General features: G+C 70.0%; 10 protein-coding genes. 2 read left to right on the top strand and 8 right to left on the bottom strand.

The features are described 5' to 3' along the window. The 6 genes from L0P92_RS36825 to L0P92_RS36800 form a co-directional block, all read right to left on the bottom strand. On the bottom strand, window positions 1-1,555 hold a 1,555-nt coding region (locus tag L0P92_RS36825), incomplete at its 3' end, for a DoxX family protein (protein ID WP_234767416.1). A 158-nt stretch (window positions 1,556-1,713) separates the two neighbouring features. After that, entirely contained in the window at window positions 1,714-2,655 is a 942-nt protein-coding gene (gene rlmB / locus L0P92_RS36820) for a 23S rRNA (guanosine(2251)-2'-O)-methyltransferase RlmB (protein WP_234767415.1), read from the bottom strand. Between the two features lie 98 nt (window positions 2,656-2,753). Continuing rightward, on the bottom strand, window positions 2,754-4,151 hold the full coding sequence (gene cysS, locus L0P92_RS36815; protein WP_234767414.1) for a cysteine--tRNA ligase: 1,398 nt from the start codon (window positions 4,149-4,151) through the stop codon (window positions 2,754-2,756). Between the two features lie 127 nt (window positions 4,152-4,278). After that, a complete protein-coding gene (ispF, locus tag L0P92_RS36810) occupies window positions 4,279-4,776 on the bottom strand; it encodes a 2-C-methyl-D-erythritol 2,4-cyclodiphosphate synthase (protein WP_234767413.1) in 498 nt (165 codons plus the stop codon). Next, a complete protein-coding gene (ispD, locus tag L0P92_RS36805; RefSeq protein ID WP_234767412.1) occupies window positions 4,766-5,542 on the bottom strand; it encodes a 2-C-methyl-D-erythritol 4-phosphate cytidylyltransferase in 777 nt (258 codons plus the stop codon). The genes ispF and ispD overlap by 11 nt, the downstream gene beginning before the upstream one ends. Window positions 5,543-5,822: 280 nt before the next feature. Continuing rightward, window positions 5,823-6,305, bottom strand: a complete 483-nt coding sequence (locus tag L0P92_RS36800) for a CarD family transcriptional regulator (protein WP_003953493.1) — start codon at window positions 6,303-6,305, stop codon at window positions 5,823-5,825. Window positions 6,306-6,920: 615 nt separating this feature from the next. On the opposite strand from L0P92_RS36800, the gene L0P92_RS36795 reads away from it, so the two are divergent. After that, entirely contained in the window at window positions 6,921-7,634 is a 714-nt protein-coding gene (locus L0P92_RS36795) for a copper chaperone PCu(A)C domain-containing protein (protein WP_234767411.1), read from the top strand. A gap of 118 nt (window positions 7,635-7,752) precedes the next feature. Here L0P92_RS36795 and phoP read toward each other — a convergent pair whose 3' ends face one another. Both phoP and phoR read right to left on the bottom strand, forming a co-directional pair. Next, on the bottom strand, window positions 7,753-8,424 hold the full coding sequence (gene phoP / locus L0P92_RS36790; RefSeq protein WP_004000192.1) for a two-component system response regulator PhoP: 672 nt from the start codon (window positions 8,422-8,424) through the stop codon (window positions 7,753-7,755). Between the two features lie 5 nt (window positions 8,425-8,429). After that, window positions 8,430-9,722: a two-component system sensor histidine kinase PhoR gene (gene phoR, locus L0P92_RS36785; protein WP_234767410.1), complete on the bottom strand. Its 1,293-nt coding sequence runs from the start codon at window positions 9,720-9,722 to the stop codon at window positions 8,430-8,432. 285 nt (window positions 9,723-10,007) lie between these two features. Between phoR and phoU the strand changes: the two genes are divergently transcribed. Beyond that, window positions 10,008-10,709 carry a phosphate signaling complex protein PhoU gene (gene phoU, locus L0P92_RS36780; protein WP_234767409.1) on the top strand — a complete coding sequence of 234 codons (702 nt, stop codon included), beginning with the start codon at window positions 10,008-10,010 and terminating at the stop codon, window positions 10,707-10,709. Window positions 10,710-10,872 lie beyond the last annotated feature (163 nt).

The following is a 10,872-nucleotide window of genomic DNA, read 5'->3' as shown; positions in this document are numbered from 1 at the left end:
CCCCGGAGGTCGGACCGGTGCTGGTGCTGGGCGCCTCGTCGGCCGGCGAGGACTGCTGAGGCGGAGCCTGCCCGGCCGTCCCCTGCGTCTGACTCGGCGTACCGGCACCCGCCGTACCCGTGTCACTCGTCGCCCCCGGCGTCGTAGCGGCCCCAGACGGCGTCGCAGCCCCCGACGTGGCCCCCTGCGTGGGCGAGTTGGAGGCCGACGGCGTCTTCCGGTGCCGCTGACCGGGATCCTGCGGCAGCGGCGAGCCCGGCAGCTCGTTACGGGGAGCCTCACCGGGACCGGGCACCACCACACGGTCGGCGTCACGCACCGCACCGCCCAGCAGCGAACCGATCAGCAGGGTCAGCCCGGTGACGATCGCCGTGATCAGGGCACCGCGGCGCAGGACGTAACTCCGCAGCTCCCAGATGTCGGAGCGAGGACCGAGCCGACGCCAGGCCATCCCCGCGAGACGGCCGTCGATGGAGTAGACGGGCGCACCGGCGATGATCAGCGGGGACCAGGCGGCGAGGTAGATGATGTCGGGCGCGTCGTAGACCGGAACGCTCTTCCAGCTGACGGTGACCAGGAGCGCGGCGGAGAGCAGGGCACCGACCACCGCGGCCACCCGCTGCCAGCAGCCCAGAACCGTCAGCACGCCGACGATCACCTGGAAGAAGGCGATGACCAGGCCGGATCCGACGGGGTGTTCGAGGGCGAACTGACGGAGCGGCTCGGCCACCTCCCAGGGGTGAAGGGTGTTGAGCCACTTCACCATCGAGCCGCGCTTGCCCCCGTCGAAGTAGACGGGATCGCACAGCTTGCCCATGCCGGCGTAGATGGAGATGAAGCCGAGGAAGACCCGGAGCGGGAGCAGGACGACGCCGAGGTTCATACGCCGGCCCGGGTAGTAGGCGTGCCGCGCAGGGTCGTCGCCGGATCGCCTCAGCGGGGTGTCGGGCTCGCCCGGTCCGCGGCTGTCGTCGACGAACTCCTCGTCGTCGTAGGCGAGTTCCTCGTCGTACGCGCCCTCAACCGTGCGCATGTTCGGCAGCAGCCGGGACTCGTGCGACGCGTGCGTGCGCTGTGCGCCCACGATCGGCGTCTCGACGGTCTGCTCCAACACGTCGTCGTAGCCCCCGTCGTAGCCGCCAACGACGTCGACTCGCGGGATGACCTGGGTGCCCCCGCCGCCGGGGAGCGGTTCGTCGCCGTGGCGGACACTGCCGTCCCGGACCGCCTGGAGGAGGCGGTGGGCACCCGTGTCGTCGGGCGCGGACGTGCCGTTCCAGACGGCGACCCGGCGGCGGGAGCCGGTGGCCGCTCCCGCTCTGCCGGCCGCGCCCACGACGGGGATACGGGTGGTGTCCTCGGTGGCGCTCAAGTGCCGTGTGATCCGCGGGGATTTGCCACCCCCGGTCGACGCGCCCAACAACACGCGGAAACTCGCGTGATTGACGATGATCTGCGCCGGATCGCTCGGCACCTTCACCATGCTCAGCGCGGGAGCGTCGTCGTATCCCGACGAGCGGTCCCCCGTGGGTGTGCGGGGTGTTCTGGTGTCCACACTCAACTAACCGAGTGACGTGTGGTTTGGACACTGCCTTGACCGGTCCGATCTGTCCGGACCCCGTCAAGGATGCGCAGGTCGCACCACTGTCACCAGAATTAACCCGCACGGGTGACGCCACGGATGTCTGTTCAGGCGTCTGTCCCGATGTCCGGTCAGACGCGTCGACGGGCCGCCTCGTAGAGGACGATGCCCGCCGCCACACCGGCGTTGAGCGACTCGGCGCCGCCCGGCATCGGGATGCGTACGCGGAAGTCGCACGTCTCGCCGACCAGGCGGGACAGGCCCTTGCCCTCGCTGCCGACCACGATGACCACCGGGCCCTGAAGGGCCTGAAGGTCACCGAGTTCGGCCTCGCCGTCGGCGGCCAGGCCGACGACCACGAGGCCCGCCTTCTTGTACGACTCCAGCGCCCGGGTCAGGTTCGTGGCGCGGGCCACCGGAGTACGGGCCGCCGTACCGGCGGACGTCTTCCAGGCGCCGGCCGTCATGCCCGCCGCGCGGCGCTCCGGTACGACGACGCCGTGGCCGCCGAAGGCGGAGACCGAGCGGACGACGGCACCGAGGTTGCGCGGGTCGGTCACGCCGTCGAGGGCGACGATCAGCGGGTCGACGCCCTCGTCGTAGGCCGCGGCAGCGAGGTCCTCGGGGTGGGCGTACTCGTAGGGCGGGACCTGGAGGACCAGGCCCTGGTGGTTCAGGCCGTTGGTCATGCGGTCCAGCTCGGGGCGCGGGGCCTCCATGAGGTTGATGCCGCCGCGGTCGGCGGCGAGCTGGAGGGCCTCGCGGACACGCTCGTCGTTGTCGATGAACTGCTGGACGTAGAGGGTCGACGCGGGGACGCCCTCGCGGAGGGCCTCGACCACCGGGTTACGGCCTACCACCAGCTCGGACGTGCCCTTGCCGCCGCGGCCGCGCGGTGCGGGACGGCGTACGGTCTGCTTCGCCTTGGCATTGGCGATGCGGTTCTTCTTGTGTCCCTTGCGCATCTCGGCGGGCGGCGTCGGCCCCTTGCCTTCGAGACCCTTGCGCCGCTGGCCGCCACTGCCGACCTGCGCGCCCTTCTTGCCGGACATGCGGCGGTTGTTCGCGGCCATGACCTACCTGTCTGTCGTGAGCGTTCGAATGTACGTCTATGCAGTGTGCCGCCCGGAGGGCCGGGCGGCACAATCGATCTTCCCCAGGACCGGCCCGGTCAGCGCGGGCCGAGGGTCCAGCGCGGGCCCTGCGGGCTGTCCTCGATGACGAGGCCGGACTGGCCCAGCTGATCGCGGATGGCGTCCGCGGTGGCCCAGTCCTTGCGGGAGCGGGCCGCCTCGCGCTGGTCGAGGACCATGCGGACCAGGGAGTCCACGACGCCGTGGAGGTCCTCGCCGCGGTCGGACTCGCCGGCCCAGTGCGGGTCGAGCGGGTCCAGGCCCAGGACGCCGAGCATGGCGCGCACCTCGGCGAGGCGGGCCACGGCGGCTTCCTTGTCGTCGGCGGCCAGTGCGCTGTTGCCCTGCCGGACCGTGGTGTGGACGACCGCGAGCGCCTGCGGGACGCCCAGGTCGTCGTCCATCGCCTCGGCGAAGGCGAGCGGCACCTCGGCCGACGGCTCGACGACGCCCGCCTTCTCCACCACGCGCTGCACGAAGCCCTCGATGCGCGCGAACGCCGACTCGGCCTCGCGCAGGGCGTCCTCGCTGTACTCGATGGTGGAACGGTAGTGCGGGGTGCCCAGGTAGTAGCGCAGGACGATCGGGCGCCACTGCTTGACCATCTCGGACACCAGCACGCTGTTGCCGAGCGACTTCGACATCTTCTCGCCGCTCATGGTGACCCAGGCGTTGTGCACCCAGTACTTGGCGAACTCGTCGCCGTACGCCTTGGCCTGGGCGATCTCGTTCTCGTGGTGCGGGAAGATCAGGTCAAGGCCGCCGCCGTGGATGTCGAAGGCGGAGCCCAGGTACTTGTGGGCCATCGCCGAGCACTCCAGGTGCCAGCCGGGGCGCCCGCGTCCCCACGGCGTCTCCCAGTCGGGCTCGCCCGGCTTGGCGGCCTTCCACATCGCGAAGTCGCGCGGGTCCCGCTTGCCGGAGATGCCCTCCTCGGCGGGCTGGCGCATCTCGTCGAGGTCCTGCCGGGACAGCTCCAGGTAGGAGGGCCAGGAACGGACGTCGAAGTAGACGCTGCCGTCCGCCTCGTAGGCGTGTCCGCGCTCGATGAGGCCGCGCATCATCTCGACCATCTCGGTGACATGGCCGGTGGCGCGGGGCTCGTAGGTCGGCGGGAGGCAGCCGAGGGCGGTGTAGCCGTCGGTGAAGGCGCGCTCGTTCTCGTAGCCGATGGACCACCAGGGGCGGTTCTGGTCGACGGACTTGGCGATGATCTTGTCGTCGATGTCCGTGACGTTCCGGATGAACGTCACGTCATAGCCGCGGTAGGCGAACCAGCGGCGCATGATGTCGAAGTTCAGGCCCGAGCGGATGTGGCCGATGTGCGGCGCGGCCTGCACGGTGGCGCCACAGAGGTAGATCGAGACGCAGCCCGGCGTGAGCGGGGTGAAGTCACGGATCTGCCGGGCGCTGGTGTCGTACAGGCGAATAGTCACGGGTCCAGAGTAGTAGGCGGTCAGGGGTGTACGGGACCGTTGTCGTCTGCGGGCCGGTGGGGGTTGGTCGCGCAGTTCCTCGCGCCCCTGGGTTGGCACACTCGGCCGCGCTACCTGTTCAGCCCTCTCAGCCGACCTTCACCACCAGCGCCGTCGCCACCGCCATCAAGCCCTCGCCCCTGCCCGGGAACCCCAAGCCGTCCGTCGTCGCGCCCGACACCGACACCGGTGCCCCGGCCGCGTCCGACAGGATTTTCTGCGCCTCTTCCCGCCGCTTGCCGATCTTCGGGCGGGGGCCCACGACCTGGACCGCGATGTTGCCGATCCGGAAGCCTGCCTCGCGGACGATTCGGGCCGCCTCGGTGAGGAGTACGACGCCCGAGGCGCCCGACCACTCGGGGCGCCCCGTTCCGAAGTGCTGGCCCAGGTCGCCGAGTCCGGCCGCCGAGAAGAGCGCGTTGCAGGCGGCGTGGGCGACGACGTCCGCGTCGGAGTGGCCGGCGAGGCCGGGGCCCTCGCCCTCCCACTTCAGGCCGGCGCACCACAGCTCGCGGCCTTCCTCGAAGGCGTGGATGTCGGTGCCGATGCCGACCTGGGGCAGCACCGGGAGCTGCTCAGAAGCCATCGTTGAGCCTCCGGCGTGCCAGGACCGCCTCCGCGAGGACCAGGTCCAGCGGGCGGGTGACCTTGAAGGCCTCCTCGTGGCCGGGCACGACCACGACCGTCAGGCCGAGCTGCTCGACCATGCTCGCGTCGTCGGTGACGTCGCCCGTCACCGTCTCGTGGGCACGGATCAGCGTGGCGCGGTCGAAACCCTGGGGGGTCTGTACGGCGCGCAGGCGGGCGCGCCTCGGCGTGGCGACGACCGGTTCGGGCTCGCCCGACACCGTGGCCGGCTCGACTTCCTTGACCGTGTCGGCGAGCGGCAGCGCCGGCACCACGGCCGGCGCTCCGTCCCGTACGGCCTCGATCACCGCGTCCACCGTGTCCACCGGGACCAGGGGGCGGGCCGCGTCGTGCACCAGGACGATGTCGTGGTCCGGCGGCAGCGCGTCCAGGCCGAGTTTCACGGACTCCTGGCGGGTCTCGCCGCCGGGGACGACGAGGAAGTCGGTGCGCTCGGGCAGGGCGTGCGCGTCGAGCAGGCTCTTGACCTCGGCGGCGCCGTCGGGCGGGGCGACGACGACCACGAGGGAGACGGCACGGGAGGCGGCCATCGCGCGGACGGCGTGGATGAGCATGGGCGTGCCGTTCAGCGCGCGCAGCGCCTTCGGGGCGCCGGGACCGAGGCGTACGCCCCGTCCGGCGGCCGGGATCACAACGGCGGTACGGGCCCCGGTACGGCCTTCGGCGGGGACACCCGTGGGCGAAGGACGCGAAACGTCAGACATCGGTTCCTGTCAGGTTTGTGTGCTCTGCCTACGTGGGTATGGCCTCAGCGTGCCGGGTGGGACGGCTTGACCGAACCCTTCCGTGACAACGGTCGAGCCAGCTGCCCGGACCCGGCACATCAAGTATCGGGGGCGCCCCCGAGATGGACGCACCGCATCGACAAGCGAACATGCCGCAGCGCCCGGCGACAGCAATAACGTCATCGGGCACCGCGGCACTTTTTTAAAGCAACACAGCACTAATGCTGAGCGTGTGCTGAACTGAGGCGGACGGACCGCGTCAGGACGCGAGGACCTCGTCGAGCAGGGCCTCGGCCTTGTCCTCGTTCGTGTTCTCCGCGAGGGCGAGCTCGCTCACCAGAATCTGGCGGGCCTTGGCGAGCATGCGCTTCTCACCGGCGGAGAGTCCGCGCTCGCGCTCACGACGCCACAGGTCACGCACGACTTCCGCGACCTTGATGACATCGCCGGAGGCGAGCTTCTCCAGATTTGCCTTGTAACGACGCGACCAGTTCGTGGGCTCCTCGGCGTACGGCGCGCGCAGCACCTCGAAGACCCGGTCCAGCCCGTCCTGACCGACCACATCACGCACGCCGACGAACTCCGCATTGTCCGCTGGCACACGTACCGTCAGGTCACCCTGGGCGACCTTCAGCACCAAGTAGGTCTTGTCCACGCCTTTGATCTGGCGAGTTTCGATGGCCTCGATCAGCGCGGCCCCGTGATGGGGATAGACCACGGTGTCGCCAACCTTGAACGTCATGTGACAGGTACCCCTTCCGTGGCTATCCAGGGTAACACGGAAACGGCGGGTTCTGAATGGCGTTTTCGCAGGTCAGGGCATATCTCGGGGCTTGACAAGTCCAACACGAACGTGCTTCGCGGGCCGAGTGGAAGAAGGTATTCGCAGGTCGGAGCGGCTCTGCGGGCGAGGTGAAACGCGCACGTTACACGCATCCGGAGGCACCTCCGAGTGGCCGAACGTACACATATGTCCGGTTCCAAGTGTGCGACTTTCGCTACTCCGTTCGGCGTCCCGGAGTCGGGTCCCGGACGAATCCAAAATTGATCACAGCCAGGTCGGGGGCACGGTCGTTGATCAATTTCGGGAAGGTCGCGCATTCCTTCACGGAAATTTTGCGGGGGACCTTGCGGGCGGGCTTATGTGAATGGCGGACGAGCTCCGGGCAATGTGACTGACGGGCCACCTGTGGGTGAAGGGACGGGTGGTGGAAGAGGGACTTCGACGGCACTTGGGGGCCGAGGGGAGGGTCGGGTGCGGTCGCCCGGGAACGGCTCGGTAACCTAAGGCCGCTGACAGACACTTAGGGCGGCTTTATGCGGCCCGCCCCGTTCGAGTCAAGGAGTTGCCGCCGCCGTGAGCAGCAGCCTTCGACGCGGCGCCCTCGCCGCGGCCGCCATCGCGTTCTCGATCACGTCGCTCGGTGCGTGCGCCGCCGGCAACAACGCCCAGACGTTGGAGATCAAGCCGGACAACGCGGCGACCACCGTGGGCGACATCAAGATCCAGAACGCCATCGTCATCACCCAGCCCGATCTGGAGTCGACCGGCCCCGCCGCGGTCTCCGCGACCCTGTTCAACTCCGGCCGCACCGCGCAGACGCTGGACTCGATCAAGGTGGACGGCGTCGACAAGAGCGCCGAGCTCAAGCCCGCCAAGGGCGGCAGCCTCACCATCCCGGCCGGCGGTTCGCTGATCATCGGCGGCAAGGACAACGCCTCCGCGACGCTGCCCAGCAGCCGTGAGGCCGTCCAGGACGGCAACGCCCAGAAGATCACCTTCACCTTCAGCAAGACCGGTGACGTGAGCCTGCGCGCCTTCGTCGTCCCGGCCGAGCACTACTTCGAGAGCTGGGGCCCGAGCGAGGTGCCGGCGGCGCCGGGCACGTCGGCCTCCCCGAGCTCCTCGCCGGCCGGCACCCCGGCCGGCGGCACCGAGGCCACCCCGAGCGGCGCGGCCTCCGCGGGCGAGACGCCGGGCGCCGGCACGGAGGCCGGCACCGGGGCCGGTACCGGCGCGGGCGCGGCGACCCCGTCCGACAGCGCCTCGCAGTCGGTGGCCGGTCACTGAGCTGCCGTACGGCGCCTGCAGAGCCGTAGAAAAGGGCGGGGCCCCGGAAAATCCGAGGCCCCGCCCTTTGTCGTACGGCTTGCGGTAGCGGTTACAGCTGCTGCTTACGGTCTGCGGTTTACGGCTCGAACTTGTAGCCCAGGCCCCGCACCGTCACCAGGTACCTGGGCGCGCCCGGGTCCGGCTCGATCTTGGCGCGCAGGCGCTTGACGTGGACGTCGAGGGTCTTGGTGTCGCCCACGTAGTCGGCGCCCCAGACGCGGTCGATGAGCTGCATGCGGGTCAGGACGCGGCCGGCGTTGCGCAGGAGCATCTCCAGGAGGTCGAACTCCTTGAGGGGGAGGTCGACCTTGGAGCCGGAGACCGTGACGACGTGGCGGTCGACGTCCATACGGACCGGGCCCGCCTCCAGGGCGGCCGGGGTCACCTCCTCGGGCTCGCCGCGGCGGCGCAGGACGGCCCGGATACGGGCGACCAGCTCGCGCGAGGAGAACGGCTTGGTGACGTAGTCGTCGGCTCCTATTTCCAGGCCGACCACCTTGTCGATCTCGCTGTCCTTGGCGGTGACCATGATCACCGGGACGTTGGAGCGGCCGCGCAGCTGGCGGCAGACCTCGGTGCCCGGCAGGCCGGGCAGCATCAGGTCGAGGAGGACGAGGTCGGCGCCGTTGCGCTCGAACTCGTCGAGTCCGTCGGGCCCGGTGGTCGCGACGGCGACCTCGAAGCCCTCCTTGCGGAGCATGTACGACAGGGCGTCGGAGAAGGACTCCTCGTCCTCGACGACGAGCACACGGGTCACGGAAGGACCTCCGGGGCGGAAAGCGTTTCGTACGCGGTTGAGTCAGGGGGTGAATCGGGGGATCTGCGGTGATTCGATGCGGCGGACCGACCGGCCTCGTCGTCGAGATCGGGGTGTTGTTGTGCGCGGTCGCGGGCCGCACCCGCCTCCGGCAGCCGCAGGGTGAACGTGGAGCCCTGTCCCTCGGAGCTCCACACCGTGACCTCCCCGCTGTGCGAGGCGGCCACGTGCTTGACGATCGCGAGACCGAGGCCGGTGCCACCGGTGGCACGGGAACGGGCCGGGTCGACGCGGTAGAAGCGCTCGAAGATGCGCTCCTTGTCCTTGTCCGAGATGCCGATGCCCTGGTCGGTCACGGCGATCTCGATGAGGTCTCCGCCCGGGGCGCTGACCCGGCGCGCGGCGATGCCGACGCGGGTGCGGGCGGGCGAGTAGTTGACGGCGTTCTCGACGAGGTTGCCGAGCGCGGCGGCGAGCTGGCCGCGGTTGCCCCAGATGCTGAGGTCGTCGCTGGTGCTGCCCGCCGCCATGGTGATCTGCTTCGTGCCCGCGGCGTGCCGGCAGCGGTCCATGGCCTCGGCGACGAGTTCGTCGACGCGGACCGGCTCGGCGTCCTCCAGCGGGTCGTCGTTCTGCACCCGGGAGAGGTCGATGAGCTCCTGCACCAGGCTGGTCAGCCGGGTCGCCTCGATCTGCATCCGGCCGGCGAAGCGCTCCACGGCCTCCGGGTCGTCGGAGGCGTCCATGACGGCCTCGGACAGCAGGGAGAGCGCGCCGACCGGCGTCTTCAGCTCATGGCTGACGTTGGCGACGAAGTCACGCCGCACCGCCTCTATGCGCCGGGCCTCGGTGAGGTCCTCGACGAGGAGGAGGACGAGGCGGGAGCCGAGGGGCGCGACGCGCGCGGACACGGCGAGGGCGTCGCCGCGTCCGGTACCGCGTCGGGGCAGATCCAGCTCGACCTGCCTTATCTCGCCGTCCCGTCTGGTGTCCCGGGCCATCTGCAGCATGGGCTCGACGGAGAGCTTGCCTCCGCGCACCAGACCGAGGGCGTACGCTGCCGAGCTGGCCTTGACCACGGCGTCGCCCTCGTCGAGGACGACGGCGGAGGAGCGCAGCACCGACAGGACCGTGTCCACGCCGGGCGGCAGGACGGGGTCGGTGTGCAGGGAGGTCCGGGTGGGTCGCTTCAGGTCGCGTTCGCTCCAGCGGAACGCCAGCATGGCGATGACGCCGGTGAGCACCCCGGCTATCGCTGCCGCTGCGGCGACCGCCGCGTTCACGTCCATGCACCCAGGTTAGGCATGGCGCAGGCGGTGGCCACAGCCGTCGGAGTGCGAGCTCGAACACTCGTCGCCCAGAGTTCACCTTGGAGCCAGTGGTGGTTCATTTGGGGTGGCGGAAACGGACGCGTAGGGCCCGAATAGTGGTCGTGTGGGGTTCGCACAGCTGGATTGGCGCGGGATCACACTGGTGGTTTCACGACAGTCCTACTGTCGTTTTCACGACGGTCTTACTGTCGGAGGTCCGGACGGTAAGACTTTCCGGACAGCAGACGTAAGAGAGGGACCCTGATGCGGGACGCGTACCACGAGGAACTGGACTCGATCGGCGACGGTCTGGTGGAGATGGCCCGGCTGGTCGGGTCGGCGATCGGGCGCGCCACGACGGCGATCCTCGACTCCGACCTGAAGCTGGCCGAGAGCGTGATCGAGGCCGACCAGAAGGTCGACGACCTCCAGCACGACCTGGAGGCCCGGGCCATAGCCCTGCTGGCGCGCCAGCAGCCGGTGGCGACGGATCTCCGTATCGTCGTCACGTCGCTGCGTATGTCGGCGGACCTGGAGCGCTCGGGCGACCTGGCCCAGCACGTGGCCAAGCTCACCCGGCTGCGCTACCCGGCGCGGGCCATCCCCCAGGACCTGCACGCCACCATCCTGGAGATGGGGCAGCTCGCACAGCGCCTGATGGCGAAGGCGGCCGAGGTGATCGTCACCAAGGACGTCGACCTCGCGCTCCAGCTGGAGCAGGACGACGACGCGATGGACCTCCTCCACCGCACCCTCTTCCAACACCTGATGGACGAGCGCTGGAAGCACGGCATCGAGACGGCGGTCGACGTGACGCTGCTCGGCCGTTACTACGAGCGCTACGCCGACCACGCGGTGGCCGTGGCCAAGCGGGTGGTGTACCTGGTGACGGGTGAGCACGCCGATGAGCTGCAGACGGACATCCAGCCGGAGATCCAGTCGGCGGCCGGGGTGGAAGGGGCCTAGGCCGAAGGCGGGTCCGGGGCAGGGCCAGGGGCTCGCGGGGCCTGTTCGCGGCGTGCGCAAGCCTCTGTGCGCCGTTGATGCGCCCAGGGGGTCGGGCATGCAATGGGCACAGGCTCCAGCCTTGAGGAGGATCCATGGCCGAATCCCCCAGCACCCCCGGTAC

The organism is Streptomyces muensis, from assembly GCF_021474425.1.
Lineage (GTDB): Bacteria > Actinomycetota > Actinomycetes > Streptomycetales > Streptomycetaceae > Streptomyces > Streptomyces muensis.
Note: the sequence above shows the minus strand (reverse complement) of the source record. Positions and strands in the feature narration are given on the sequence as shown.

Excerpts from the sequence above, each read along its gene's own strand:
- L0P92_RS36800 (WP_003953493.1), bottom strand. The coding sequence starts at position 6,305 with ATGACGTTCAAGGTTGGCGACACCGTGGTCTATCCCCATCACGGGGCC.
- phoU (WP_234767409.1), top strand. The coding sequence starts at position 10,008 with ATGCGGGACGCGTACCACGAGGAACTGGACTCGATCGGCGACGGTCTG.
- phoR (WP_234767410.1), bottom strand. The coding sequence starts at position 9,722 with ATGGACGTGAACGCGGCGGTCGCCGCAGCGGCAGCGATAGCCGGGGTG.
- ispF (WP_234767413.1), bottom strand. The coding sequence starts at position 4,776 with ATGGCTTCTGAGCAGCTCCCGGTGCTGCCCCAGGTCGGCATCGGCACC.
- ispD (WP_234767412.1), bottom strand. The coding sequence starts at position 5,542 with ATGTCTGACGTTTCGCGTCCTTCGCCCACGGGTGTCCCCGCCGAAGGC.
- rlmB (WP_234767415.1), bottom strand. The coding sequence starts at position 2,655 with ATGGCCGCGAACAACCGCCGCATGTCCGGCAAGAAGGGCGCGCAGGTC.